This is a genomic window from Erythrobacter sp., assembly GCF_030066995.1.
In the GTDB taxonomy this organism is placed as follows: Bacteria; Pseudomonadota; Alphaproteobacteria; order Sphingomonadales; family Sphingomonadaceae; genus Erythrobacter.
In genome coordinates this window covers 296,940-322,668 of sequence record NZ_JASJAP010000004.1, presented here as the reverse complement: position 1 = coordinate 322,668, position 25,729 = coordinate 296,940, and the positions used below count along the sequence as shown (strand labels likewise).

28 protein-coding genes are annotated in these 25,729 nt (G+C 65.4%); 18 read left to right on the top strand and 10 right to left on the bottom strand.

Going from position 1 to position 25,729, the window contains the following annotated elements:
• Nucleotides 1-116: 116 nt before the first annotated feature.
• The 7 genes from QNI87_RS11640 to QNI87_RS11610 form a co-directional block, all read right to left on the bottom strand.
• Nucleotides 117-1,076, bottom strand: a complete 960-nt coding sequence (locus QNI87_RS11640; RefSeq protein ID WP_300596636.1) for a bile acid:sodium symporter family protein — start codon at nt 1,074-1,076, stop codon at nt 117-119.
• A gap of 31 nt (nt 1,077-1,107) precedes the next feature.
• A complete protein-coding gene (locus QNI87_RS11635; protein ID WP_300596634.1) occupies nt 1,108-1,854 on the bottom strand; it encodes a sigma-70 family RNA polymerase sigma factor in 747 nt (248 codons plus the stop codon).
• Complete coding sequence (locus QNI87_RS11630) at nt 1,851-3,929, bottom strand: flagellar biosynthesis protein FlhA (protein ID WP_300596660.1); 2,079 nt, start codon at nt 3,927-3,929, stop codon at nt 1,851-1,853. The genes QNI87_RS11635 and QNI87_RS11630 overlap by 4 nt, the downstream gene beginning before the upstream one ends.
• Nucleotides 3,930-4,013: 84 nt before the next feature.
• A complete protein-coding gene (locus QNI87_RS11625; RefSeq protein ID WP_300596632.1) occupies nt 4,014-4,964 on the bottom strand; it encodes a transglycosylase SLT domain-containing protein in 951 nt (316 codons plus the stop codon).
• Nucleotides 4,965-5,063: 99 nt separating this feature from the next.
• Nucleotides 5,064-5,453: a flagellar protein FlgN gene (locus tag QNI87_RS11620; RefSeq protein ID WP_300596630.1), complete on the bottom strand. Its 390-nt coding sequence runs from the start codon at nt 5,451-5,453 to the stop codon at nt 5,064-5,066.
• A complete protein-coding gene (locus QNI87_RS11615) occupies nt 5,450-5,755 on the bottom strand; it encodes a flagellar biosynthesis anti-sigma factor FlgM (protein ID WP_300596628.1) in 306 nt (101 codons plus the stop codon). The genes QNI87_RS11620 and QNI87_RS11615 overlap by 4 nt, the downstream gene beginning before the upstream one ends.
• A 110-nt stretch (nt 5,756-5,865) precedes the next feature.
• On the bottom strand, nt 5,866-6,498 hold the full coding sequence (locus tag QNI87_RS11610) for a flagella basal body P-ring formation protein FlgA (protein WP_300596626.1): 633 nt from the start codon (nt 6,496-6,498) through the stop codon (nt 5,866-5,868).
• 234 nt (nt 6,499-6,732) lie between these two features.
• Between QNI87_RS11610 and QNI87_RS11605 the strand changes: the two genes are divergently transcribed.
• Nucleotides 6,733-7,839, top strand: a complete 1,107-nt coding sequence (locus tag QNI87_RS11605) for a GGDEF domain-containing protein (protein WP_300596624.1) — start codon at nt 6,733-6,735, stop codon at nt 7,837-7,839.
• A 52-nt stretch (nt 7,840-7,891) separates the two neighbouring features.
• On the opposite strand, the gene QNI87_RS11600 is transcribed toward QNI87_RS11605, so the two are convergent.
• Together QNI87_RS11600 and QNI87_RS11595 are read right to left on the bottom strand one after the other, a co-directional pair.
• Nucleotides 7,892-8,317, bottom strand: coding sequence for a hypothetical protein (locus QNI87_RS11600; RefSeq protein ID WP_300596622.1), 426 nt, complete (start codon nt 8,315-8,317; stop codon nt 7,892-7,894).
• A gap of 7 nt (nt 8,318-8,324) precedes the next feature.
• A complete protein-coding gene (locus QNI87_RS11595; RefSeq protein WP_300596620.1) occupies nt 8,325-9,047 on the bottom strand; it encodes a MotA/TolQ/ExbB proton channel family protein in 723 nt (240 codons plus the stop codon).
• A 241-nt stretch (nt 9,048-9,288) separates the two neighbouring features.
• Between QNI87_RS11595 and flgB the strand changes: the two genes are divergently transcribed.
• The 15 genes from flgB (at nt 9,289) to QNI87_RS11520 (ending at nt 22,635) form a co-directional block, all read left to right on the top strand.
• On the top strand, nt 9,289-9,651 hold the full coding sequence (gene flgB, locus QNI87_RS11590) for a flagellar basal body rod protein FlgB (RefSeq protein ID WP_300596618.1): 363 nt from the start codon (nt 9,289-9,291) through the stop codon (nt 9,649-9,651).
• Between the two features lie 4 nt (nt 9,652-9,655).
• Nucleotides 9,656-10,066, top strand: a complete 411-nt coding sequence (gene flgC / locus QNI87_RS11585; protein WP_300596616.1) for a flagellar basal body rod protein FlgC — start codon at nt 9,656-9,658, stop codon at nt 10,064-10,066.
• A 1-nt stretch (nt 10,067) separates the two neighbouring features.
• A complete protein-coding gene (locus QNI87_RS11580) occupies nt 10,068-10,439 on the top strand; it encodes a flagellar hook capping FlgD N-terminal domain-containing protein (protein WP_300596614.1) in 372 nt (123 codons plus the stop codon).
• Between the two features lie 36 nt (nt 10,440-10,475).
• Nucleotides 10,476-11,288 carry a flagellar hook basal-body protein gene (locus tag QNI87_RS11575; RefSeq protein ID WP_300596613.1) on the top strand — a complete coding sequence of 271 codons (813 nt, stop codon included), beginning with the start codon at nt 10,476-10,478 and terminating at the stop codon, nt 11,286-11,288.
• Nucleotides 11,289-11,316: 28 nt separating this feature from the next.
• A complete protein-coding gene (gene flgF / locus QNI87_RS11570) occupies nt 11,317-12,084 on the top strand; it encodes a flagellar basal body rod protein FlgF (RefSeq protein WP_300596612.1) in 768 nt (255 codons plus the stop codon).
• 21 nt (nt 12,085-12,105) lie between these two features.
• Nucleotides 12,106-12,897, top strand: a complete 792-nt coding sequence (gene flgG, locus QNI87_RS11565; RefSeq protein WP_300596610.1) for a flagellar basal-body rod protein FlgG — start codon at nt 12,106-12,108, stop codon at nt 12,895-12,897.
• 20 nt (nt 12,898-12,917) lie between these two features.
• Nucleotides 12,918-13,631: a flagellar basal body L-ring protein FlgH gene (locus QNI87_RS11560; RefSeq protein ID WP_300596608.1), complete on the top strand. Its 714-nt coding sequence runs from the start codon at nt 12,918-12,920 to the stop codon at nt 13,629-13,631.
• An 11-nt stretch (nt 13,632-13,642) separates the two neighbouring features.
• A complete protein-coding gene (locus tag QNI87_RS11555; protein WP_300596606.1) occupies nt 13,643-14,740 on the top strand; it encodes a flagellar basal body P-ring protein FlgI in 1,098 nt (365 codons plus the stop codon).
• Complete coding sequence (locus tag QNI87_RS11550) at nt 14,740-15,027, top strand: rod-binding protein (protein WP_300596604.1); 288 nt, start codon at nt 14,740-14,742, stop codon at nt 15,025-15,027. The genes QNI87_RS11555 and QNI87_RS11550 overlap by 1 nt, the downstream gene beginning before the upstream one ends.
• 3 nt (nt 15,028-15,030) lie before the next feature.
• The gene (gene flgK / locus QNI87_RS11545) at nt 15,031-16,362 is read left to right on the top strand and encodes a flagellar hook-associated protein FlgK (RefSeq protein WP_300596602.1); all 1,332 of its coding nucleotides are present in this window, start codon (nt 15,031-15,033) and stop codon (nt 16,360-16,362) included.
• Nucleotides 16,363-16,376: 14 nt separating this feature from the next.
• Nucleotides 16,377-17,294: a flagellar biosynthesis protein FlgL gene (locus tag QNI87_RS11540; protein ID WP_300596600.1), complete on the top strand. Its 918-nt coding sequence runs from the start codon at nt 16,377-16,379 to the stop codon at nt 17,292-17,294.
• A gap of 63 nt (nt 17,295-17,357) precedes the next feature.
• Nucleotides 17,358-18,221: a flagellar motor stator protein MotA gene (gene motA, locus QNI87_RS11535; protein WP_300596598.1), complete on the top strand. Its 864-nt coding sequence runs from the start codon at nt 17,358-17,360 to the stop codon at nt 18,219-18,221.
• Nucleotides 18,222-18,224: 3 nt separating this feature from the next.
• A complete protein-coding gene (locus QNI87_RS11530; RefSeq protein ID WP_300596596.1) occupies nt 18,225-19,136 on the top strand; it encodes a flagellar motor protein MotB in 912 nt (303 codons plus the stop codon).
• Nucleotides 19,137-19,258: 122 nt separating this feature from the next.
• Entirely contained in the window at nt 19,259-21,811 is a 2,553-nt protein-coding gene (locus tag QNI87_RS11525) for an HAD family hydrolase (protein WP_300596594.1), read from the top strand.
• Complete coding sequence (locus QNI87_RS11520; protein ID WP_300596592.1) at nt 21,808-22,635, top strand: class I SAM-dependent methyltransferase; 828 nt, start codon at nt 21,808-21,810, stop codon at nt 22,633-22,635. Before QNI87_RS11525 ends, QNI87_RS11520 begins: the two co-directional genes overlap by 4 nt.
• A gap of 145 nt (nt 22,636-22,780) precedes the next feature.
• Here the strand turns inward: QNI87_RS11520 and QNI87_RS11515 are convergent, their stop codons facing one another.
• Entirely contained in the window at nt 22,781-23,596 is an 816-nt protein-coding gene (locus QNI87_RS11515) for a flagellin (RefSeq protein WP_300596590.1), read from the bottom strand.
• Nucleotides 23,597-24,025: 429 nt separating this feature from the next.
• Between QNI87_RS11515 and QNI87_RS11510 the strand changes: the two genes are divergently transcribed.
• Both QNI87_RS11510 and fliE read left to right on the top strand, forming a co-directional pair.
• Nucleotides 24,026-25,360, top strand: coding sequence for a sigma 54-interacting transcriptional regulator (locus QNI87_RS11510; RefSeq protein WP_300596588.1), 1,335 nt, complete (start codon nt 24,026-24,028; stop codon nt 25,358-25,360).
• Nucleotides 25,357-25,728 carry a flagellar hook-basal body complex protein FliE gene (gene fliE, locus QNI87_RS11505; RefSeq protein ID WP_300596586.1) on the top strand — a complete coding sequence of 124 codons (372 nt, stop codon included), beginning with the start codon at nt 25,357-25,359 and terminating at the stop codon, nt 25,726-25,728. Before QNI87_RS11510 ends, fliE begins: the two co-directional genes overlap by 4 nt.
• The last annotated feature ends 1 nt before the right edge of the window (nt 25,729 follow it).

Below are 25,729 nucleotides of genomic sequence, written 5' to 3'. Positions count from 1 at the left end.
CCCCCCCCCCCCCCCCCCCCCCCCCCCCCCCCCCCCCAATTTGGTTGTTTGTCTACGGGGGGGGGGGGGGGGGGCCGGCGGGACGGGCGGGCTGCGCTCACAAAGTGAACGTCCAATCAAGAACGCCGCCACCAGCTGGCGAGCAGGCTGCCGATCAGCACGTGCCACACCGCCGATATTGCCGCAGGTACAGGCGCCAGAGCCGCTTGTTGCGCGCTCGCAAATTGCGCGGCGAATGCGGGCGTTTTGGCAAGGCCCGAACCGAGCCCTGAGTTCTGCATCCCCACTTCGATCGAGACCGTGCGCTGTTCCGCGCCGCTCAGTCCCAGCAGGCGCGCCAGGCCAAGGCCAAGGCCAAAACCCAGCGCGTGCAGCAGGAACGTCGCCAGCAGCAACTCCCCGGCGTGCGCGGCAATCTGGTCCTTGGCTCCCCCGACAATGCCGCCGACGATCCAGATCACAAGCACAATCGCGATCAGCGGCAGCACGCCGCTCACCGCCGCTGCCGCGCGCGGGAAAAGGCGGTTGAGCAATGTCCCCGCGACCACCGGCACCAGCACAATCGCGACCATGTTTTTCAAGAGGTTCCAGCGGTCGATTTCAACATAGGCGCCCGCCAGCTCGCCCGTCAGAAGCGGGGTGAGCGCTATCGCGGCGAGCGTCGAGAGCATGGTCATCGTCACCGACAAGGCGACGTTGCCGCGCGCCAGATAAGCGACGATGTTCGACGCAGTACCTCCCGGACAGCAGGCAACGAGGATGAGGCCGACGGCGAGCCCCTGTTCCAGCTCCAGCGCGCGCGCGATCGCCCAGCCGCTCAAGGGCATGACAATGAATTGGAGGCCAACCCCGACTGCGACCGCGCGCGGCAGACGCGAGAGCCTGCGGTAGTCTTCGAAGGTCAGCGTCAGGCCCATCGCCAGCATGATGAGTCCCAGCGCCACCGACAAAAGCGGCTGGCCCGCGATCCGCACGCTGCCATCGGTCACCCAGGTGAACAGCGCCGGTTCAAACCAGGCGAGCGCCACGCCCGCCAGCGTCAAGACGGCAAAGTTGTTCGTGATCTTCTCAAGCAAGCGCGCCTCCGCGCTGCACGCCCTAGCGATGTCAGCCCTCGGCTTCCATCAGCTTCTTCAGGTCCTTGAGTGCCTTGGCGCGCAATTGGTGCACGCGCGGCACGCTGACTTCGAGCACCTGGGCGATTTCGGTGAGGTTGAGCTCTTCGACGTAGAACAATTGCAGCACCAGCGTCAGGCGCTCGGGCAGATCCTGCATCGCGGCGATGAGCCGTTCGCGGTTCTCCATTTCGCTGAGCACGTCGAAGGGGTCCAGCCCATCGGCGGCGAAGGCGGTGCTGGTCTCGTCGTATTCCTCGGCGATCGAGGTGACGGTGATGGCGCTCGCTTCGATCTCGAGCAGGTCGCTATCGCTGATGCCCATGGCCTGCGCGATTTCGGCCCGGCTCGGCTCGCGGCCCAACCGGCCCCGTAAGGCGTGCGCTGCCGCGTCATAGGCGGCGCGTTTCTTGCGCGCGCTGCGGCTGTCGTTGAGGAGGCGACGGATCTGATCGAGCATCGCGCCGCGCACCCGGATCTTGGCGTAGGCGGCAAAACCGTCCTCGGTGGGACCATCGTGCTTCTGCGCGCATTCCGTCAGCGCCATGACGCCTGTCTGGATAAGGTCTTCAACCTCCAGCGCACCAGCGTATTCCGGGCGCCCCATCCCGTAAATATGCCAGGCTGAGCGGCGCACCAGCGGCATAAATCGGCGCACGCGGTCTTCCACCACATCGCGGCTGGCGTGGGCGTATTTCGGGGCGTAGGGCGCGCCAAAGGAGGAGGGGTCGTGCTTCATGCGGCGATCGCGGCCTCGTTCGGGAGCGTGGATGCGGCTTCTGGAACAGTGTCACCGCCGATGAGGCCGACAACCTCGACGGCCTGGCTCGCGGGCAGCTCGTTTATGGACAGCACCGCGCAACGGGCGGCGCGCGCCTTGAGCAAACGCGCCAGCGCGCGGCGGGCGGGCGGCTGAACGATCAGCGCGACGGCTGTGTTCGCTTCGGCAGTGATGGCGTTGACGCGTTCGACGATCACGTTGGCGCAGTCCGGCTCGATCAGCGGCTGGCCGCTCGCCGGATCGCTCACCCCGCCAAGGATCGCGCCTTCGAGATTGGCGTCGAGCGTGATGACTTTGAGCGTTTCGCCCGGCGGACAAACGCGCGCGACCAGCCGCGCGCCCATGTCCGCGCGCACCGCGTCGATGAGCGCGTCGAACTCGGTCGACTTCTGTAACGCCATGGCGAGGCTGGTGAAGAGCGGCTGCGAGTGCGCCAGACCAATCCCATCGGCGATGAGAGCGCGCAACACGCGCGTAAGCGCCGCCAGGCTGAGCGGCTCGGGATGGACCGCGTCGATCAGCGCGGGCGCGCTGTCCTTGAGCGCGTCGACCAGTTCGCGCACCTCTTGCGGTCCGAGCAGATCGGCGGCTTGGGCAAGCAGCGCCTGATTGGCGTGGGTGGCGATGACGGTGCTGGGATCGACCGCCATGAAACCCTCCGCAACCGCGTGGTCGCGCGCGGCGGGGTCGATCCAAAGAGCGGGACAGTCGAAGCTGGGATCGCGGGTCGCCTCTCCGCTCAACCCCAATTCGCTGTATGGTCGCGGGCGCACATCGCCGGTGTCGATGGCGAGCAGCTTTCCGGGGCGCACCTGCCCGCTCGCGATCGTCACGCCGCCCAAGAGCACCGCGTAGTTCTGAGCGCCGGCATCAAGGGAATCCCGAATGCGAAATTGCGGCAGGACAAAGCCGAGCTCGCGGCTCAGCTGTTTGCGGATACCGGTGATGCGGGTGAGCAGCGGCGCGCCCGCGTCGGTGTCGACGAGATGGACCAGTGCGTAGCCCAGTTCGATCGTCACCAGCGTCTGATCCGAAACGTCGGCGAGCTCGATCTGGTCGGGCGCTTTTTCCTCGGGCGCTTCAACCGTCTCGACCGCGGGCTGCGCGGCGCGCTGGCGCAAGGCCCACCATATGCCCGCCGCAAGCGTGGCGGCGGGCAGGAAGATCACCTGCGGCATGGCGGGGACAAGACCGATAGCGAGCAGGATCAGAGCCACTGGCAGCCAGGTGCGCGTGTCGGCGAACTGGCCCCCGATCTGCCCGGTGAGATCGCGTTTGTCGGAAACGCGGGTCACAATCGCCGCCGCCGCGATCGAGAGCAGCAGCGCTGGCACCTGCGCGACCAGCGCGTCGCCAACCGCAAGCGTGATGTATTGCTCGCCCGCTTCGGCCGCACTCATTCCATGGCTGATCATTCCGAGCGCAAGGCCTGCAATGACGTTGACGCCCAGAATCAGCAGCGCGGCGATCGCGTCGCCTTTCACGAATTTCGAGGCGCCATCCATCGAGCCGTAGAAATCGGCCTCGACTGTAACCTGGCTTCTGCGCTCGCGCGCTTCCTCGGCGGTGATCAAGCCAGCGGCAATGTCGGCGTCGATCGCCATCTGCTTGCCCGGCAGCGCGTCGAGCACGAAGCGCGCCGAGACTTCCGAAACCCGGCCCGCTCCCTTGGTGATCACGATCATGTTGATGATCATCAGGATGGTGAAGACGAACAGGCCGACCGCGAAATTGCCGCCCACGAGAAACTCGCCGAACGCCTCGATGATCTCGCCCGCCGCCGCGCCGCCTTCGTGGCCGCTCACCAGCACCACGCGGGTAGAGGCGACGTTGAGCGCGAGGCGCAGCAAGGTTGCGAAGAGCAGCACGCTTGGGAACGCGGAAAAATCGAGCGGCGTGCGCACGTTCAGCGCGACCATTAGCACCGCGATGGCGATCGCGATGTTGAGCACGAAGAACATGTCGAGCATCAACGTCGGGATCGGCAGGACCATCAACGCAAACAGCGCGAAAATACCGGCCGGAAGCGCCATTGGCTGCGCCAGACCCGCGGGCGTTGAGCGCAGACGCTGGAAGACCGAAAGGGGGCTGGTGGGGCTGGTCACGGCTCAGCTTCCTCACACGCCCATGGCGCGTAGGCGTTGAAACGCGCGTTCGACGCGCGCGGCGCCGTCGGGGGTGGAAAGCCGGTCTGCACCACTCGTCTCGACACTTCGGCTCAGCAGGCTCGACATGCTTTTGGGCGCCGCGCGCGCGGGCTGGGGCATGGGCAACATGGCCGCTGTATCGAACGATGCGCGAGGGCGCGGCGCGCCCCCCGTGATCGGCGGCGTCTGGCGGGGCATGAAGGCGCTTGGATCGGCACCCGGATTGCGCGCTTCGGGCGATGCGCGCTCCATCGCGCGCTGCATCTTGTCGGACAGCACGTCCATCACACCGGCCAGACTGCGTTCGCTTCCATCCGGCTGGAAGAAGATATCGGGGTTGGCGGCAGCCGGTCCCCGGAACATCGCCGCGGCGCTTTGCGAAGGGTCGGTGCGCATGGCGGCAAGGAAGCGCTGCGCTCCGCCTGCGCCCAGGAAATGCGCGAGATAAAGCTCATTCGATTCGGGCGCGCGGCTGAGGACCGGCGTCAGGGCGCGGCGATTGTCCTGCGCCAGACCACCCGCCATCAGCGCGGCGATGTGCGGGTCGTTGCGCAGCTCAAGGATCGCGGCGCGCTGGCCGGGATCGGCGACGAAAGCCTGGCCCGCGCGCGTTGTGTCGATCCGCTGCGCAACGTCGTTGAGCCCGAAGCGCGCGCCGTGCCGCCGCATCGTCGCGAGCCAGGTGGCCTCGGTAAACTGAAACAGCCCCGTTGCGCTCGACCCGCTCGCCTGGGCGCGTGGGTCGAGCCCGCTTTCAACGCGCGCCTGGGCCAGCAGGTAGTCGAAGTCGATCGTGGTCGAACGCGCGGCGTTGGCGATCGCCGCTTCAACGGGCGACCGTGCCGTGCTCTCGGTCCGCTGCGGCGGCGCGGACTGGGCCGCAGGAGGCTGGCCGGTGCTGGGTTGGGTCCGGTCGGTCACGCTCTGGTTTGTCCTCAAGAGCCCGGCGCGGGCCCGTTCGAGGGATCGCGGTGCAACGAGCGTGCCAGACCGATGCCCGCATCGTCCCGTGGAACGCCTCTAAGGATTCATGCCTAGGCTGGCAGTGCGGGCGTATGACCCGGCCTTGTAAGCGGCGCGCGGCGCGCCGAGCGCTTCCAGCCGCGCGGCGACGTTGGCGGCAAGCAGATTGCGCACCCGCCGGTTCACATCGTTGAGGCGCCGCGCGGTTTCGACCAGCGGACGGGTCTCATGGTCAATCGCTTCGGGCGCGTAAGGGCTGAGCGCTTCACACAGAGCCTCCTTGTCGCGCGCCGCCTCAAACAGGCCGTCTGCGTCCAGGGTGGCAAGCGCTTGCCGCTCGCGTTCGAGAGCGGCAACCATCTGCCGCAGGCTTGCCGGCAGGCTGGCAGGAGAGGACACGGTTCCGGTGGGCGTCTGAGCCTGATCCGAGGCGGCTGCGCGCGTCACTCGCCGTTCACCCCGAACCCGACCCTCGCGGCGATCATCGCGTCCGCTACCGTGGTGGGGACAAGGGGATAGGTGCTGTCCTCCAGCGCTTTGCGGATCTCGGACACACGATCTGCGTCAACGGGTGGTTGAGAGGCGTCGATCGAAGCGCTGACCTCGATCGCGACGCCGGGCTTCGCCGGGGCCGGCTCTCCGGTGGACGCGGCGGCGCGGCGACCACCATCAAGCTGGGTCCGATCGGTTTCCGCCAGGCCTCGCGCGGCGGAAACACCTTGCAATTTGCTCAATTCAAAGGACGGCATGAAAGCTACTCCGATAGGTTTCAGTCAGGAGAACGGCGCAGGCCGAGCGTGTTTAAGGCGTTGCCTCGCACTTTTCCCGCGGCGGCAGGGCGAGGGCGAAGACCGGCGCTTTAACCGACCGGGATTACAGCCAGCCCGGGGCGTTCAATCCGGGCGCGCACCGGATTGGCCTGGCGTGCCGTGCGGACGGCGATCCAGTCTCCGATCCGGCCCTTCTCAAGCGCTTCTCCCGCTTGTTGGACGGTAAAACCGCGCCCGCGCACGATCACTGTGATTGGGTCTCCGCGCTCGACAACGGGGAGCGCAACAGGTTCGGCCGGAGCGGCCTTGGACGGAGCGGCCATTGACGGAGCGGCAGTGCGCGGGCCGGGCCGGGTTGCCACGAAGATCCGCCAAGGCCCTGTGTTCCCGAGCGGCTTGGCGCATTCGACCCGCACCGCCGAGCGCGTGGTGCCGTGCCAACTCGTCGTCAGGGGAGCGGCGCAGGCGGCCAGCCGCAATCGCGGATCCGCCGTCGCGCGCGCGCCCCCGATCTCGCCAACCTTCGCGCCGGTAAAGGCGGTTACTGCGCGGTCGATCTCGGCGGGATCGATCACGGGAAAGCCGGGCGCCCCAGCGGCTAGGGCGATGTACGGGAGCGCGATCAGGAGGGCCGAGCTGAACGGCAGAGCAAGCAACGGGGCGAGCGAGGCCAACCTGGCGCGGAGTCCGCGCGACGCAATCGGGGCTTGAGAGACGGGCATAGCGTGTTGTCCTTTGGCGCTTCGAATGGGACCACCGCGTCGGTCGTCCGCGCGATAGCTTGGACACAGCAAAGACCATGCCAAGGCGGCGATGGCTTTGCGATGCGTCGGGTTTCGCGGACAGCCTCGCTCGCTGCGCATACTCGAAGCCTAAGGATTTCCCCTCAGTCCGCCCAAAGCCTTGGCCTAACCGCCACGCGTTAGGCCCTGTGCGAAGACGAAAGGGGTTACTTTATGACTGCCATATCCCGCTTGGCCTGGTCGGACGATGTGGGCGCGAACGCCGCACACGATGCCTCGCCCGTTCTGGAGGAGGGCAGCGCGACCCCGCGTACGCGCGACGCGCGCAGCGATCTCCTCAATCGCATCGCGGACTTCATCATGAGGCACGATCTTGACGTCACCAGCGCCAACCTTGCGGTGCTTTGCAACGCGCTCTCGGGTTCGAACACGCCGCTCGCCGAGGCCTTTGTTCAGCGCGAGATTAGCGGCCAACCCATCGATCAGCGCTGGCTCAACACGCTGGTCCGGCTCGATCCCGACGCCCGCGATCGCCTGGCCGAGCTCGATGCACTAATGGACCAGCTTGAATACACGCTTATCCGCTTTGGCCAGACGGCCAAGTCCGCTGTCGATGAAACCCACGATCAACGCGGCGCGCTCGACGCTCAGGTCGGAGAGCTGGACGCCGGTGCTCTTGGTGACATGTCTGCGCCCGAGATGTCGTGCGTGATCGAACTCTCGCGCACGATGCTGAGCAGCATTGTGCGGCTGGAAAACGCAATGGTGAAGAGCCAGGAGGAAGCCGAAAACCTGCGCGAAAACCTCGCCAAGGCGCGAATGGAAGCCGATATCGATCACCTCACCCGGCTGCCCAATCGCCGCGCCTTCGAACGCCGCCTGACAACGGTCACAGCGCAGGCGCACGCCAAGGGTGAGCCGCTCTGTGTGGCATTCTGCGACATTGATCACTTCAAGGACATCAATGACAGGCACGGCCATGAGGCGGGTGATCGCATATTGTGCGCGGTTGCCAGCACGCTCAACCGCCTTGCGGGCGACGATTGTTTTGTCGCGCGCCACGGAGGTGAGGAGTTCGTGCTGCTTTTCTACGGCCTCTCGAAGGACGCCGCTCTCGACAAGCTCAACGGGGTGCGACGCGCCATGGCCGCCAAGCAATTGATGAACCGCGAGACGGGCCGACCCTTCGGCAAGCTCACCTTCTCCGGCGGGTTGGCCGAAGTCGCCGACCCCAACAATCCACGCAGCGCACTCGCGCGCGCGGACGCGGCCCTGTACGAGGCGAAGGAGGCGGGGCGCAATCGTATCGTCGCGCATTGAATCGCGGCCGCCCCCCTCTCTCTAAGCTCTGGCAGAGCCAATCCAATCACGACTAGCGCAGCGCGGGTTGATCGTAGGCGAGGCTGGCGTGGATATCGCTCGCTGCGCCTTCACGGATGATGACGCGCGAGCGCACTCCCAGCGTGCGAGCCGTTGCGGCCATCCGGCGCGCGTCGGCCCAGGCTTGCTCGGCCTCGCCTGACCGGTGTTCCGCGATGATAGTGAGCGTGGCGCGAGGATCGCTGGATTGTTGTTCGAGCCATTGGGCCAGAGTGGGCAGCTCCGGACCGGGCCGATAGAGCGCTTGCGCGGGCGCGCGGGGACGGGGCCCGGCTGTGACAGGGGCCGCGCTTGGGGTTGGCGACGGATCGACGCGCGAGGTCGCCGACAGAGCGGCGGCGGTCACCAGGAACAGGATCAAAGCGAGATCGGCGAGGATCAGCTGCCAGCTCGCTGCGCTGCGTTGCACGGTCAGCATGGGGCGCTCATGCGACCGTTTTGAGCGGCGTCATGCGCCTGGGAGGCACGCTCGGCAGGACCTCGGCGATGTCGTTGAGGAACCAGTTCACGAGAGCGGCGCGCTCTGTGTCCTCCCGCTCGGCGCGCCGCGCCAGCGCATGCGCCAGCGGCAGGAATACCAGATGCGCGCTCAGCACACCGTAGAGCGATGAAAGGACGGCGATGGCAATCGCGTCAAAGGCACCGGCCCCCGCTTCTCCCACGAGGTCCGGCGCGATCTGCGTCAACGAAAAGAGTGTGCCGACCAGCCCAAACACCGGCGCCAGTTCGCCCGCTTGTTCAAACACCTGAACCGCGCGCTGGCTCTTGCGTGTCGCGCTGGAGCGCGCGGTTCCATGCGCGGCCTGGAGCGCCTCGACAGATCCTGTGCGCACCAACGCCTTGAGCGCCTTGGCGAGGTCGGGGTCGGGCGGTGGGGGCTCGTCCGCGCCAAGCGTACCGCGTGCGCGCACCGCGCGGGCCCAGCGCGCCAGCGCGGTGCGGTTGGCGTCGGCGTCGAAGGGCGCGCGGGCGAGGTCTCGCAGCCCAGCGATCGCCGCAGCGACGTCCCTCCATCCCGACCGCGCGAGCGTCGCGAGAAAGGTGCCCGCCAGCACTATCGCGAGCGCGCTTGGATCCACCAAAGCCGCGTCGAGCAGCGCGGTGTCGGGCGGCGCGGGTGGAGGTGTCAGAGCGGCGTGAACGAACATGAGGGAAAGAACGGATTGCGCGCGCGGCCATTAAGACCGTGACCGATCCGCTCTGAACAGGGGCAGAGCCTTGCCCGTTGGGCGGCAAGAGGCTGCCGCCCCACACGCCGCTGTGGCGCGCGGCAGCGCCGGACACTGGCGAAATCCCTTCAAAAACCGCGTGTCAGAGTGGGTTTGGCACGCGCTCTGCATAGGCTTGGGCAAACGCAACCCTGCACGTCTTTTGGGAAACCCGATTCAGATGAGCGAGAACCTGTTTGGAATTCACGGCGCCGCGCTCGAAGTGCGCTCGGAGCGCATGGGCGTGCTCGCCTCGAACATCGCGAACGCGGCGACGCCCGGATACAAGGCGCGCGATATCGACTTTGCTGCCGCGCTCAACGCCCGGCTTGAGCGCGGGCGCAAGGGCGGCCCGGCGCTGAGTGATCAGGGCGATGCGCACATCGTCTATCGCGCGCCGACCCTGCCCAGCCTCGATGGAAACACGGTCGAGCTCAATCGCGAGCAGCTTGCCTTCGCCGAGAACGCGCTGGCTTACACCGCTACGCTCAGCTTCGTGCAGGGCAAGGTCAACACCCTCACCCGCGCGCTCAAGGGAGAATAGTGGCATGTCGGATGGCCGCCCCATGACCATGTTCGATCTGACTGAGCGCGCGATGTCTGCGCAATTGGTGCGCATGAACGCGGCGACTTCGAACCTGGCCAATGCGGGATCGGTGTCGTCAACCGAAGAGGGCGCCTACCGCCCGATCCGCGCAGTCTTCACCACCGAACTCGACCGCGCGAGCGGCCTCACCAGCGTGACCAGCAGCGCTCTGGTGCGGGCCGAAACGGCACCATCCAAGCGCTACGATCCGGGCCATCCGCTCGCCGATGGCGAGGGTTTCGTGTTCGAAGCCGGCGTCGATGAGAGCGCCGAGATGGTCGAGATCATGGAGAGCGCGCGCCAATACCAGAACATGGTTCAGGCGCTCCAGACCGCCAAACAACTGATGCTTGAAACCTTGAGGAGCAAGTAGAATGACCACCCCGATAAGCCAATCATCAATCGCGAGCACACAGGAAACGCTCGACCGGCTCAACGCCCCGTCCGAGCTCTCGGGCGATAGCGATGCGGCCACGCTAGGTCAGGCCGACTTTCTGCGCTTGCTGACCGAATCCCTGCTCAATCAGGACCCGCTTGAGCCGGTGGACAACGAAGAGATGCTCGCGCAGCTCGCGCAGTTCTCGACGCTCGAGGCCGAAACCGCATCGAGTGAAACGCTGACCGAGATCTCCGAAAAACTCGACGCATTGACCCTCGCGCAGGAAGCCGCCGCGAGCGCGTCGCAATCCGCAGCGGATGCGGCGGTGCGCGCCGCCGAAGCGGCTGAGCGCGCGGTCGCGCCCTGAGCCTCCCCCAACCCTGACCACAACAAGGAAACCCCTATGTCTTTCTTCACTTCGCTCTCCGGATTGCGCAACGCCGAAACCGATCTGCGCGTGATCTCGCAAAACATCGCCAACGCTGAAAGTGTCGGCTTCAAGAAGAGCAACGCGAGCTTCACCGATCTTGTAGCCAGCGGCTCAGGCACCGATCCGCGGCTGACGCCGGGCATCGGCTCGGCGCTCGCCGGGATCACACAGGATTTCGCGCTCGGCACGTTCGAGCAGACCGGGCGGGGACTGGATCTTGCGATCAATGGTGACGGCTTCTTTGTTACTTCCAACCCCGTTTCGGGCGATATCAGCTACACCCGCAACGGGTCGATGCGGATCATCGCCAGCGGTGAATTGCAGGATTCGATTGGCGACAACGTCCAGGGCTTCACGGTCGATGCAGCGGGCAACCCGACCTCGACCACGCCGAGCAATGTTATTGTCCCTACGAGCAACGCCGGGGGCGCATCGCTTTCGAGCGTTTCGATCAACGGGCGAGGTGTCGTCGAGGCGTCCTATGCCGATGGAACGGTGGAGCCGGTCGCGCAGATCGCACTGGCCACTTTTCCCGCCAATGATGGGCTGCGCCCAATCGGCCAGACCAAATGGGCCGTAACCGGCGACAGCGGCAATGCGGTGTACGGAAGCCCGGGCGCGAGCCAGTATGGCTCGATCTTCGCCGGCGCGCTCGAACGTTCGAACGTTGATCTGGCCGAAGAGACCGTCGCGTTGCTCACCGCCCAGCGCAACTTCCAGGCGAACGCGCGCGCGATCGACACCGCAACACAGATCTCGCAGACCGTGATCAACCTGCGGTCCTGATCTGTTTCGCTAGACAGGGGCTGAAGTCATGGACCGCATGATCTACACCGCGCTCACCGGTATGGACGCGGCGATGAACCGGCAAAAGGCGGTGGCGAACAATCTCGCCAACGCCTCCACGCCCGGGTTTCGCGGCGAGGTCTTCGCGGTCACGCCCGCGACTCTCAAAAACCCCAGTCTCGAGGCGCGCGCTCTGGCGCGCGGCCTCGTGCGCGGGGCGGATATGGCCACCTCGCGCGTGACGCAGACGGGGCAGCCACTCGACCTTGCGGTCCAGGGAACCGCGCTGATCGCCTTTCAGAGCCCAGAGGGCGGCGCGCAAGGCGCAGAGATCTACTCGCGCCGCGGCGATTTGCGCGTGGCCGCATCGGGCGTGCTCGAAAACGGCGAGGGGCTTCCGGTCCTCGGCATCAGCGGAGGGCCGATAACGGTGCCGCAGGGCTTTGCGATCAGCGTCGCCGAAGACGGCACCGTGCTCGCCTCCGACCCCGCGGCGCCCAATGTCGCAGCCCAGGTGATCGACCAGATCAAACTGGTGTCGCCCGAAGGCTCGCGGCTGCTCAAGGGGATCGACAGCTTCCTGAAGGTTATGGGCGCCGATGGGGAAGGCGGGGTGCTCCCGCCCGATCCGACCGCGCGCGTGACCAGCGGCGCGCTGGAGGATTCCAACGTCGAGACCGCCGAAACCCTGGTCGACATGATCGATGCGCAGCGCGCGTTCGAGCAGCGGGCCAAGATCATCCGCACCGCGCGCGATCTCGACGAGGCGGGAAGCCGCCTGATGTCGCTCCGCTAAGAAATCAAGGACACACAACCGATGCCCAATTCCGCTTTGCATGTCGCCCGCACCGGGCTCGAAGCGCAGGACGCGCGCATGCGCGTCATCGCCAATAACCTTGCCAATATCGGCACGACCGGCTTCAAGCGCGATCGCGCCGAGTTTGCGACGCTCACCTATCAGGAGCAGCGCGTGGCAGGCCAGCAATCGACCAACCAGACGGCCTACGCGGTCGGCCTCAATCTGGGCACGGGCGTTGCGGTCGTGGGCACCAGCCGGATCGAGACGCAAGGCACGCTCAACCAGACGGGCAACACGTTCGATCTGGCGCTGGATGGGCCGGGCTATTTCCAGGTGGAGCTTCCGCCCGGCGGTCAGCTTGCCTTCACGAGAGCGGGCAATTTCACGATCTCGCCGCAGGGCAACCTTGTGACCGCGCAGGGCTTTGCGATCACACCGCCGATCCAGATCCCGCAAGGCTCGCAGAATGTGAGCATCGGACCCGATGGTACGGTCAGCGCCCTGCAACCGGGGCAGGCCGCGCCGGTGCAGCTTGGTCAATTGCAGGTCGCCAATTTCGTCAATCCGGCGGGGCTGCGGCAGATCGGTGACAACTTCCTGGTCGAGACCGCCGCAAGCGGCCCGGTGGAGCTGGGCGTTGCGGGCCAATTCGGGCGCGGGCAGATTCGCCAGGGTGTGCTCGAGGGATCGAACGTCAACATCGTCGAAGAGCTGGTCGAGATGATCGAGGCGCAGCGCGCCTATGAGATCAACTCGAAGATGATCAGTTCGGTCGACGAGATGCTGCGCAACGCGAACCAGACGCTGTGATGCGGCAGGGCCCTGCCAGGATGATACGCGTGACGCTGGTCGCCGCGATGGCGCTGACCCTTGCCGCCTGTATGGGCGGGGGCAACCGCGCTCCGGGCTTTTACGGCCCGCCGCCGCCCGGCCCGGTGCAAAGCGCCCAGACCGCGCCGACGCAATCCTCCGAAGTTTCGGCGAACGCCTTTGCGGCGGGAGAGCCCAGCGCCGGATCGATCTTCCAGGCGAGCCAGGGCTACGCCAATCTCGTCACCGGAACGCGCGCGCGAAAGCTGGGCGACATGGTGACGATCGTCCTGCTGGAAAACACCACGACATCGAAGTCCACCACCGGCGGAACCGACCGTTCCGGTGAATTCGCGCTGGTCCCGCCCACGGGCAGCCTGTTCGACTTTCTGGACCCCGCAGACCTTAATGCCAGCGGCTCCGGGTCGTTCAGTGGAGGGGGCAACGCTGCCCAGCAGAGCCAGCTGACGGGCACGATCGCGGTCACGATTGCCGCGCTCTACCCCAACGGAACCGCCGAAGTGGTTGGAGAGAAACAGATGTCGCTTAGCCAGGGAGACGAATGGGTGCAGTTTGCCGGTCGCATTCGCCTGGTCGATATCGATGTCGACAACCGCCTGCCCTCCTCGCAGGTCGCCAACGCGCGGATCATCTATTCGGGCAAGGGCGCCGTGCAGCAAGCGAGCCGCCCCGGCTGGCTCAGCCGCTTCTTCACCGCGATCTCGCCGTTTTGAGGGGGCGGATAATGAAACGTCTCTTTGCTCTCCTTCTGGTCGCTCTTGCTCTGCTGTCGCCTTCGACACTGGCGGCGGAACGCATCCGCGATCTCGGTCAATTCGAAGGCCTGCGCGCCAACCAGCTGACCGGTTATGGGGTGGTCGTCGGCCTGCAAGGGACGGGCGATGACAACCTGCAATATGTGACCGAGGCCATGCGCGGCATTTCGGGCCGACTGGGACTGCAATTGCCGCCCGGCATCAGCCCGAACCTGCGCAACGCGGCCGCCGTCATCATCACCGCCGAATTGCCCGCGTTTGCCAAGCCCGGTCAGCGCATCGACATCACCGTTTCCACGCTCGGCCAGGCGCGCTCGTTGCGCGGCGGGGCATTGGTGCTGGCGCCGCTTTATGGTGCGGATGGACAGATTTACGCCATGGCGCAGGGCAATGTTGCGGTGGGTGGTCTTGGCGTATCGGGCCGCGATGGATCGCAGCTCACGGTAAACATCGCGACCGTCGGGCGCATCGCCGACGGTGCGACGGTCGAACGCGCGGTGGTGACCGGCTATGAGCGTCAATCGACCCTCAAATTCAACCTGCACCAGGCCGACTTTCTGACCGCGCAGCGCGTGCGCGACGCGATCAACGCGCGCTACCCTCAAACCGCGCGTGTCACCGACGGGGTGAGTATCGAGCTGACGCTGCCATTTGGCGGGGACGAGCGCGCCGCGCGCCTCGCGGAAATCGAAATGCTGTCGGTGACGCCGGCTCCGGTGGCCGCGCGGGTGATCGTCAACAGCCGCACCGGCACTGTGGTGATCAACGAGGCGGTGCGTCTGGCGCCGGCGGCGATCAGCCACGGCAAGCTGGTCATCCGCATCGATGAAGCGCCGCGCGTGGTCCAGCCCGAACCCTTTGGCAATGGGCGCACCGCGATCGAGGAGCGCAGCGAGATCACCGTGACCGAGCGCTCCGACCGCGTGGCTCTGATGCCCGGCGCGGCCAACCTGTCGGAGATCGTCGATGCTCTCAACCTGCTGGGCATGGGCGCGGCAGACCTTGTGGTGATCCTTGAAAGCCTGAAGCAAGCGGGCGCGTTGCAAGCCGAAATGGTGGTGCTGTGATGACGCCGCTCGCTCCTGTCTCGACCTCGCAACCGCTCTCCCCGGAACGCCTTGAACTGCGCAAGGCCGCCGAGGGTTTCGAGGCGTTTCTTATCCGGAAGATGCTCGAAAGCGCGCGCGCCTCGAGCTTTGCCGAGGAGACGCCGTTAACGGGCGGAGGGATGAAGCGCTTCACGCAAATGCGCGATGAACACATTGCGGACATCGCCTCTTCGACCGGGGCCTTCGGGTTTGCCCGGAGCATCGAAGAACAGCTTTCCCAACACCTCCACACGCAAAAGGGCTGAACCATGCCAGGATCCATGTTCCAGATCGGTCGTTCCGGGGCCGCCGCCGCCAGGGCCAGCCTTGAGGTGACCTCGCAAAACATCGCCAACGCGACCAACCCCGACTACTCGCGACGCACGCTTCAGTCGCGCGAGTTGGTGGGTGTGTCGGCCACCGGCAGCGGTGTGCCCAGCGGTGTGCGGGTCGACGGGATCAGTCGCAACGACAGCGCGGTGGTTCAGCAGCAGGCGCGATCCAGCGCCAGCGAACTGGCGCGCGCCGATGCTGAACTGGAAGGGCTGCGCGGTATCGAGCTCGCGCTCGAAGAATCGCAGCTGTTCGAAGGCCTGGTCGAATTCGAAGCGGCGCTGACCCAGCTGGAAGGCAACCCGCTTGAGCCTGCTTTGCGCACCAACGCGCTCGAAACCGGGCGACAGCTTGCCGGCACGTTCAACTTTGCCGACACAACGCTCGACCAGGCGCGCGTCGATTCGCAGGCGCGCGCCAACGAAAGCGTGTCCGAGATCAATCGGCAGGCCGCTGAACTGGCGCGCATCAATGGCGAACTGGTCAACGCGCGCGAAGGCACAGTTGGCCAGGCGGCACTGCTCGACGCGCGCGACGCCGCCTTGCGCGATCTCTCACAACAAATCGGCGTGGAGACCACCTTTGATGATCGCGGGGCGGTGACGGTTCGGATCGAGGGATCGCCCAGCCCGCTGCTTGTCGATGGCATTTCCGCGTCCCAGGTTGAGGGCGACTTCGCTGCGGACGGGACATTGTCGGTGCGGGTCGGCGCTGTGAATTTTGCGCCCTCCAGCGGTGAGTTGGCCGGGCACGCCGCCGCCTTGAGCGCAAACGCCGATTTTCAGACCCAGATTGACGATATCGCAGCCGACCTCATCGCTCGCGCAAACACGGCGCAATCCAACGGCGTCGACACCGCTGGTGCGCCGGCGCCGGCCTTCTTCTCCGGCACGGATGCGGCGTCGATGGCGCTGGCGCTCACGTCGGAATCCCAAATCGCGACGGCTCCCGCGGGCTCACCGGCGGGCAGCACGAACACAACCAATCTGCGCGCGCTCCTTGATTCGCTCGCCGATCCGCAAGGTCCGGTTCAGAGCACCGACCGCGCGCTGTTGAGCCTTTCCAGTCGGATCAGCGCGCAAGAGACGACCCGCGATGGCCTGGCTGCCATCGCCGAGAACGCCCAGGCGACGCTGCTGGCTGAGACCGGCGTCGATCTCGACACCGAAGCGGCCAATCTGGTGCGTTTGCAACAGGCCTTCGAGGCGAACAGCCGCGTGCTGCAAGTCGCCAGCGAAGTGTTCGACACGATACTGGCGCTGCGCTGAAAGAGGAGAATTCGATGACCTTCGTCAGCAACTCAACCGGAGCCTTCTACGATCGCTCGCTCGCCCAGATGAGCGACTTGCGCGTCTCGCTGGAGGAATTGCAGACGCAGATTTCGACCGGGCGCCGGATCGAGCGCGGTTCGGACGATCCGGCGGCCGCCTCGCGCCTGCGCACCCTCGCGCGGACCGAGCGCCTCGCTGAGGTGCAGGCCGATAACGCCGACAAGCTGGCGCGCGACCTCACCGCGGCGGGCGACGAGGTTCTTGGTGTCGCCAACCTGCTTTCGCGCGCTCGCGAGCTCGCGATCCTTGCCGCCAACGATCCCACCGGTGCAAACGGTCGCGAAGCCATCGCGCAGGAGCTGGAGCAGCTGGAAGAAGAGCTGTTCGATCGCGCCAACGCGCAGACGCTGACGGGCGAGCCGCTGTTTGCCGGCACCGCGGCGGGACCGGCCTTCGTGCGAGGACCGGGCGGCGCGGTCAGCTATAACGGCAACGGCGATATCGCGAGCGTCAACGTGGCTCCGGGGACCGATCTGGAACGCGGCCTTGCCGGATCGCAGATCTTTCAGTTCGACGTGAACGGAACTCCGTCCGACGCCTTTGCCGTGCTCGCCGATCTGACGGCTGCGCTCCAGCCGGGCGTGCCTGACCCCGCCGCTGCCGCGCGCGCCGCGATCGAGGGTCTCGACGCCGGGATCGAGGCGGCTACGCGAAGCCAGACTGTGCTTGGCACGCGTCTCGCCTGGGTCGAGGTTGTTCAGGACGCGCAGGTCGATCGCGGGCTTAGCATCGACGAGCAGCAATCAGACTTGGGTGACACCGATCTCGGCGAAGCGATTGCCCGTCTTCAACAGACAGAAACCGCGCTGGAAGCCAGCCAACTGAGCTTCACCCGCGTCTCCAATCTGAGCCTCTTCAACGCGCTGTAATCCCCCGTCTGTCGCCGTGACAGCGCACGGTTCTGATGTGGGGCCCCAAGGAGTTATTGTTTCATGCTCGCCGCTATCGGCATCGTCGTTCTGATCGGTCTGGTCTTTGGTGGATTCATCCTTGCAGGGGGGTCCATCGGGCCGATCCTTGCCGCGCTTCCGCTTGAGTTCATGATGATCGGCGGGGCGGCGCTGGGCGCGACGCTGATCGGCAATTCGATGCACGAGATCAAACTGCTCGGCGCTGGGCTGGGTAAGGTCTTCAAGGGTCCCAAGTTCACCGACGAAGATCACATCGATGCGATCGCTCTGACCTCCAAATTGATGAAATTGCTGCGTTCCGAAGGCGCGGTGGCGCTTGAAAGCCATGTGACCGATCCGGCCAATTCGACGATCTTCAGCGAGTATCCGCGCCTTCAGAGCGATGAGAGCGTGGTCGGCCTGATCTGCGATCCCCTGACGCTCATGGTCGTCGCGTCGGGCACGCTCGACACGCACGCGGTCGAGGACATTATCGACAATGCGATCAAGACCCAGTTGCACGAGATGGAAGAGCCCGAGCACACTATCCAGTCGCTCGCGGACGCGTTCCCGGCCTTGGGTATCGTCGCCGCCGTACTTGGCGTGATCAAGACCATGGGCTCGATCAACGAGCCGCCCGAGATCCTGGGCAAGATGATCGGCGGCGCGCTGGTCGGCACCTTTCTGGGCGTGCTTCTGGCCTATGGTTTCACCGGCCCGATGGCGAGTCGCCTCAAGCAGGTCAACGCGCACGACAAGCAGATCTATTACTCGATCAAGCAGGTCATCATTGCGAGCCTGCATGGTTATCCGCAACCCATGGTGCTCGAAGCCGCGCGCTCCGGCCTGCCGCCTGCGCACCGGCCCAAGCTTACCGATCTGCTCGACCAGATGCGGGGCCGCTAGGCGATGGCTGGGACCGAGGCCTCGGCTGCGCCGCCCGCTCCGATAATCGTCAAAAAGGTGACGATCGAAGCCGCCGATGGGCACCATGGCGGCGCGTGGAAGGTCGCCTATGCGGACTTTGTTACCGCCATGATGGCGTTCTTCCTCCTGCTCTGGTTGCTCGGCGCGACCGAGGAAAACCAGCGCAAGGGGATCGCGGACTATTTCACGCCCACGCTCGTCAAGATGCGCCAGCAAGGGGCCGGCTCTGACAGCCTGCTGGGCGGGGCCTCGCTCACCGACGTGGATGATTATCCCAATTCGCAAGGGCAGACAGGCACGCAGGCGATCACGATCCCCCGCAGCGCGATTGGCGGCCCGGTCGAAGGCGGTGAGCGCGGCGACGCGGACGCGATCGAGGAGAAGATGCGCAAGATCCGCGAGGAGATTGACGATCGCCTATCCAAGACCAAGCAGCTTGCCCGGCTCGCGCGGCAAGTGCGTGTCCTGCGCTCGCCAGAAGGTATCCGAATTGATCTGGTGGATGACGCGGAGTTTTCCATGTTCGCGCTCGGCACGACGGTGCTCACCAGCGAGGCGCGCGAGCTGCTGGGAGTGCTTGGCGACACTCTGGCGGAGGGTCCGACGCCGTTGATCCTGCGCGGCCACACCGATTCGCTTCCCTGGCGGCCCGGTATTCTGGCCAACAATTGGTCGCTCTCCGCCGGGCGCGCGGAAGCAACCCGTCAAGAGCTGATCCGCAACGGTATCCTCGCCAATCGTTTCGCCCGGATCGAAGGCGTGGCGGATCGTGAACCGCTTATTGCCAACGACCCCGCCGATCCGCGCAACCGGCGCATTTCACTGTTGCTGCTCGAATCCGGAAGCAAGACGCGCCGCCGTCGGCGCCAACCGATCACTCAGAACGCGGACTGAATCCGGCGCCTTGCGTGGGTCCCCTTAGGGCGCGCCCTTAGGTGACAGGTCGAAGCCCCTCAACCATGAGAGCCTAGCCGTTGGCCGTGTGTTAAACGCCCGACGTCGATGGAAATCCGCTGATGATTGAGACCACGCAGACCCCCGCGGCCACATTGGCCTCTCCCAAGCTAGCCAGCCTAAATGCGGGCAAGGCGGTTCGCTCAGCGGTTCTTGATCGAAAATCCGACGAAATTCTCCCTCACGAACTGCCTCACGCTCTCGATCACGCTCCGAAGGATGTGACCACGCTTTCGCTCGACTGTTTCGACACGCTCCTCTGGCGCGACTGCCACGCGCCCAGCGATGTGTTCGCTGACCTACCGGACCTGCTCTTGCGCCAGCGCGCGGGCGGGGAAGCGAAGGCGCGCCGGATCATGCGCACTCACAAGCGCCGCAATGAGGTCTCTCTTGGCGAAATCTACACGCAGGCGCTGCCGAATGCCGACGAACCCGCGCGCAAAGCCGCCATCGCCGCCGAACTGGAAGCCGAAGCGCGCGCCTGCTTTGCTTTTGCGCCCACGGTTGAACTGATGATGGACGCCAAGGCGCGCGGGCTTGAGATCATCATAGTCTCCGACACCTATCTGAGCGCGGAGCAGCTGCGTAATTTGATCGCGGCGGCGGTGGGCGAAGAGGTGGCCGGGCTGATCGACCGGGTCTTCGCGTCGAGCGATGCGGGCGTTTCGAAAGGCGAAGGGTTATTGGGAAAGGCGCTCAAGGCGATGAAGCGCCGCGCGCATCAGGCGCTGCATATCGGTGATAACCGCGCGGCGGACTATGAAAGCGCCCGTGCGCTTGGCATCCGCGCGCTGCATCTGGTGCAGTTTGACGAGCGCGCAAAGCGACGCCTTAGATTTGAGCGCATGTGCCAACAGATGAGCGGTTCAAATTCTGGCTCCTCGCCCTCGCGCCTGATCGGTCTGCAGCCGCACCGGGCGCTTCTCGCGAAGTATGAACCCCAGATCACTGATGCGGCGGAGGCGCTGGGTTTCACTGTTCTTGGCCCGATCTTCGCCGCGTTTGACCGCTGGCTGCGCGAGCAGGCCGAGGAGCTTCAAGAAGCGCACGGCGGCACGGTGCATTGGCTCTTCATGCTGCGCGATGGGCATTTGCCCCACCTTGTCCATCAGGCTGGGCCGAGCCAGAATCAGGCGAAAAGCCAGGGTCGCGTCGAGATCAGCCGGTTTGTCGCGACCGCCGCCTCGCTCACCACGCGCGAGGCCTACGTTCGCCATGTTGGCCTCGAACACGGCCTCAACCCGTCCACCCTTGCACGGCAGATGCTGTTGAGCGAGGAGGAGATCGAACGGGTCATCGGGTCTCCCAGCACCGACAGCGAGCTTAGCCAAGCCAGCGAGCGACTGCTCAACGAGTTGCGCAAGGGTCAGCGTCAGAAGATTACTCGCCGCCGCGCGCGCGCTATGGCGGACGGCCTGATGGAGCATGTGCGGGCCGCTGTCGATCCACAGCCCGGCGATACGTTGATGCTGGTCGATCTGGGCTATGACGGTTCGGCGCAGAACGCGATTGACGCGTTGCTTACCGAAGAGCTGGGCGTGCGCGTGGCGGGACGATATCTGATATGCCGCGAGCGCAGCGCGACCGGCCTTGACAAGAGCGGCCTGATAGACGCGTCGCACTTCGACGCGGGCGTGCTTGAGGCGATCTGCGCCAACGTCGCCGTTATCGAGCAGCTGGCAACCTGCGAGCTGGGCTCGGTGATCGGCTATGACGAGAACGGGGCGGCTCTGCGACGCTCGCCGAGTGTGAAAGGCGCGCAGAGCGCGGTGCGCGAGCGGGTCCAGGCCGGGGCCGAGCGCTTTGTCCGAGCCGCCGGCGCCAATCCCATCATCCGGACGCGCGATGTGCACGCAAGCGCGGCCTGGCGCGATTGCGCATCGCAGGTGTTGCTGCGCTTCCTGTTTCTGCCCGACCGGACCGAGCTGAACACGCTCAGGAGCTTTGAACACGATGTCAATCTGGGATCGGAGCGGATGGTCGCGCTGTTCGATCAGGAAGACGCGAGCGAGCAATTGAAGCGACGCGGGCTGTTCTACATGAAGGGGTCCTCGCGCATGTTCCTGCCGGCGGATCTTGCCGAAGAAGATATGACCACTCGCTTGGCGCTGATGGCCCAGATGCGCTTTGGCCTTGGTCTGACCTACGCCGATTACACGGTGCGCTCGCTCGATCTCACCAGCTTCCATATTGGCGAGGGCGATGAAGCCGTTTCCATGATTTCAGCGAACCCCACGCACGACGGCTATTACGTGGCGCGTATTCCCGTGCGCCCGAGCGACAAGGCTGTCGCGCTGCAACTGGGGGCGGCGTGTGAATGGGTCGAGCTGGCCAGCGTCGCCCGATCGCGTCTCGCCTCGCTTACCGGAGAGCGCGAGGACGAGGCCGCCAGGCCCTGTCGCGCGGTGACCTATGATCGGATGGACGAATTGTCGCCAGGCCTTTTGCGCTGCCTGGATGAAACGGCGCTGGTGATGGTGATGCCCGAATGGGCAGTCGATGAGGCTCCGGGGCCGCAAATGATCGAGATCGCGTTTCGCCCGATCAGACGGCGCGAGGCCTCTACGCAGCAAGGCCCTTCGGCCACCAACGCTTCGATGGAGACCGCGGCGTGAGCGATCTTCTGATCCACTCGATGTCGGAGTTCTCAAGCCTGATCACGCCGTGTCTTGATGAGGCGAACGTCGTCTCGATCTGTGAGATCGGAAGCGAGTTTGGCGGAATGTCCCGCACGCTTGCTGAGCGGTGTGGAGAACGCGGCGGCACCTTGATCTGTATCGATCCCGAGCCCGCTGCGGGATTCTGCGAATGGGCCGAGACACACCCGCATGTCGATCATCGCGCAGCCCCAAGCCTTGAAGCTTTGGCCGATTGCCCGGCTGTCGACGCCTGGTTTGTGGACGGCGACCACAATTATTACACCGTTTTCAACGAACTAGCCGTGATCGACTTAATTCAGCGGGAGGCAGACAGGCCTTTGCTGGCGTTTTTGCACGATGTTTCCTGGCCTTGCGCGCGGCGCGATTTTTACTACGCGCCTGAGCGCATTCCAGCCGGATGGCGTCATCCACACAGCTATGACGCTGGGGTGCGCCTTGAATCCGGCGCGGCGTACCCGCAAAGGGGCCTTCGCGGCATGGGAAACTTCGCCGTGGCTCTCCACGCAGGCGGCGCGCGCAACGGCGTGCTGACCGCGGTGGAGGATTTCCTCAAGCAGGCCGACACTGCGGAGCGCCCGCTGTACTACGTCCACGTTCCTGCGGTGCTGGGGCTGGGCGTGATCTTCGATGCGAACGCGCCCTGGTCGGGCGCGCTGGCCGAATTCTTGCTGCCCTATCACGCCAATCCGCTGATCGCGCGGCTGGAGGAAAACCGCCTGCGCAACTATCTTGAAGTGATCGACTGGCAAGACCGCACCGCCGAGGCTTCCCAACCCTAAGCGTTCGAACTTGACGGCCTGCCCCAAGCGCGCGTCGTTTGCGTGCGCGACGATGGACAGGCGCTCCCCAAACGAAAAACCCGGAACCGTAATGGCTCCGGGCTTCCCGTTGCCCCCAGCGGGAGCTTGTTGACGCACGTGTCGCTTACCGCAGCAGCGAGAGCACGTTCTGCTGCGACTGGTTCGCCTGAGCGAGCATCGCCGTTGAGGCCTGACCAAGGATCTGCGCCTTGGAAAGCGCCGTCGATTCGGCCGAGAAATCCGCGTCTTCGATCCGCGAGCGAGCATCGACCAGGTTGGTTGACGTCGTCGTCAGGTTGTTGATGGCCGACTGGAGGCGGTTCTGCCCCGCACCCAGCGAAGAACGCGCGGTGTTCACATCGGTCAGCGCCGCATCGACGTTGGTGATGGTGGTGTCCGCATCGCCAGCCGTGCCCACGTTCAACGCTGTCGTGCTGAGGTCCTGACCGATCGCGGTGGAGGTCAGCGTCACGGTGCGGCCGGCATCAATGGTGATGTCGACTGTGACATCGGAGCCGCTGGTCGTGCTGAACAGCGACACGCCGTTGAATTCGGTGTTGCTCAGAATATCGGTGATCTGGGCGCTGAGCTCGGCGACTTCGGTGTTGAGGAAGCTGCGCGCATCGGCATCGTTGGTGCCGGTGCTCGACTGGATCGCCAGTTCGCGAACGCGCTGAAGCATGTTGGTCACTTCTTCGAGCGCGCCTTCGGCGGTCTGAGCGAGGGCGATACCATCGCTGGCGTTCCGGATGCCCTGGTTGATGCCGCGAATGTCGCTGGTGAATCCGGTCGCGATCGACAGACCCGCCGCGTCGTCCGAAGCGCTGTTGATGCGCTTGCCGGTCGACAGGCGCTCCATCGCGTCGTCTTGCATGCGGTTTGCCGATGTGGTCGCGTTCTGAGCGCGCAGGGCGGAAATATTGGTGTTGATAACGGACATTAGGTCAAACTCCCGTGTCTGGTAGGTCAAGGGCAACGACGGACATTCAAGAGTGCAAACTCCGCGGCTGCTGGGAATAAGAGCGACCGGCTCGGCCAATCTTTAAGCGGGAATTTTTTTGCGCGCTCCGTGACGTCTGGCGCTGTCGAGAGAGCTGGGTGCGTTAAGAGGCCGTGGGGCACACGCCCACGCCGCCGCGATCTGGCGGAGGGAGGGCAAACACCAGCAAAGCGCGCACTTACGCGATCCTACGAGGGCTTAAATTTGCGACATCTTGCACGCGCGCGCGGCAGAAGGAGGCCTCAGTCACGACACATGCCGGACACGCCTTTCATGCCAACCAGCCCATCACGCCTGCCCGATTGCGAGCCAGCTCGCGAACGCGGACCAGCACTGGCAGCGCAGCCCTGCCGCGCCGAACCGAGTCAAATGTCCAGGCCGCGCTATCCTCAAAATCACGCGCAATTGCTTGAGCCGGTTCTTCCGCTTCTGGGAACGCATTGGCAGCGCGCGCGCCTCTCGATTGGCGAGCTGGGCACGTTCTCGCATCCGCCTGGCTGTCCTCCAGAAGAGCGGCTGGAACTCGATTTGCGTCTGGGTGACGCCCCCGCTTTGGCGCGGCTTGGCGAGGCGCGAGTGGCGCTAACCTATAACTCTGACACACTGGAGCCGGCGCGCGCAGCGCTCACCGCGATCGCTTCGTGGTCGGGCGCGACGAAAGGCGGCTGGCCGATCGCGCGCGATGAGACAAGCCTTGCGCTGTTGACGCTGGCGGAACGGATTGCAGGCGCGGAAATCCCCGTCCTTCTGGAGGGGCCGACCGGCACGGGCAAGGAAGTGCTCGCGCGCTTTGTCCACCGCCGTTCGCGTCGCAAGGACGGCCCGTTTGTTGCCGTCAATTGCGCCGCAATGCCTGAAGCCATGCTCGAAGGCCTGCTGTTCGGGCATCGCAAGGGAGCCTTCACCGGTGCGGGCGAAGCGCGAGAAGGTCTTTTCTGCGCGGCTGATGGCGGAACCTTGTTGCTCGACGAGATCGGGGAACTGCCCTTGCCGTTGCAAGCCAAACTGCTGCGCGCGCTTCAGGAGGGCGAGGTTCTACCCCTGGGCGCGACCAAACCGATTGCTGTCGATGTGCGGGTGATCGCGGCCACCAACCGACATCTGGCGAGCGAGGTCGAAGCCGGGCGTTTCCGAGAAGACTTGCTTTACCGCCTCAATGTCTTTCCGCTCGAGATTACGGCCCTGCGCGATCGGCCCGGAGATATTGCGCCGCTCGCCTTCGGTATGCTGCTACGCCACGCGTGCGGCCCGGCCTCGGGCAAGGTGGCCGAGCGCGCCGGTCCGACCTGGCTTTCAGGCCAAGCGCTGGCCCTGCTCGAAACGCATATCTGGCCGGGCAATGTGCGTGAGCTTGAGAACGTCATCCGGCGCGCGCTCCTGCTCGCGGGAGACGCGCCGCGCATTGGCTCGGAGCATATCGTGTTTGATCAGGCCGCGCGCGCCGTTCCGTCCGGCGATGTGCCCCGGCGAGGGATAAACAGCGCGCTCAAGACAAAAGCATCGCTGTCCGACATCGCGTTCCAATCCGAAGCCGAGGCGATCCTTGCCGCGCTTGCGGCGCATGATGGGCACCGCGCCCAAACCGCGCGCGCCCTCGGCATCTCGGAGCGCACGCTGCGCTATCGCCTTGCCTCTATGCGCAAGTCCGGGTTGCTGGAGCCCGACCCTTCCGCAAGCGGGCGGGCGATGGGAGGTGGGGTGTGACCTCTCCCACCACAGGTCTCACCGAGGTGCTGGCGCTGCGTCAGGATCTGCTCGCCCGCAGCGAAGCCCTGCGCGCGGTGCGCGCGGCGAGCGAAACGTCGAGCGCAAGCGGCGGCGCCATCGCCGCTGCTGTTCCCGGCACGCCATCGGTCGACTTTGCGCAGACGTTGCAAGGCGCTCTTAAAGAGGTAAGCGCGGTGCAAAAGCGATCCGCCGACATGCAGGCCGGCTATGAACGCGGCGAGGTGACCGACATCGCTCAAGTGATGCTCGCGCGCGAGGAGGCCGGGATCGCCTTCGAGGCGACGCTTCAGGTGCGCAACAAGCTGCTTAGCGCTTATCAGGAAATCATGCGGATGGGGGCCTGAT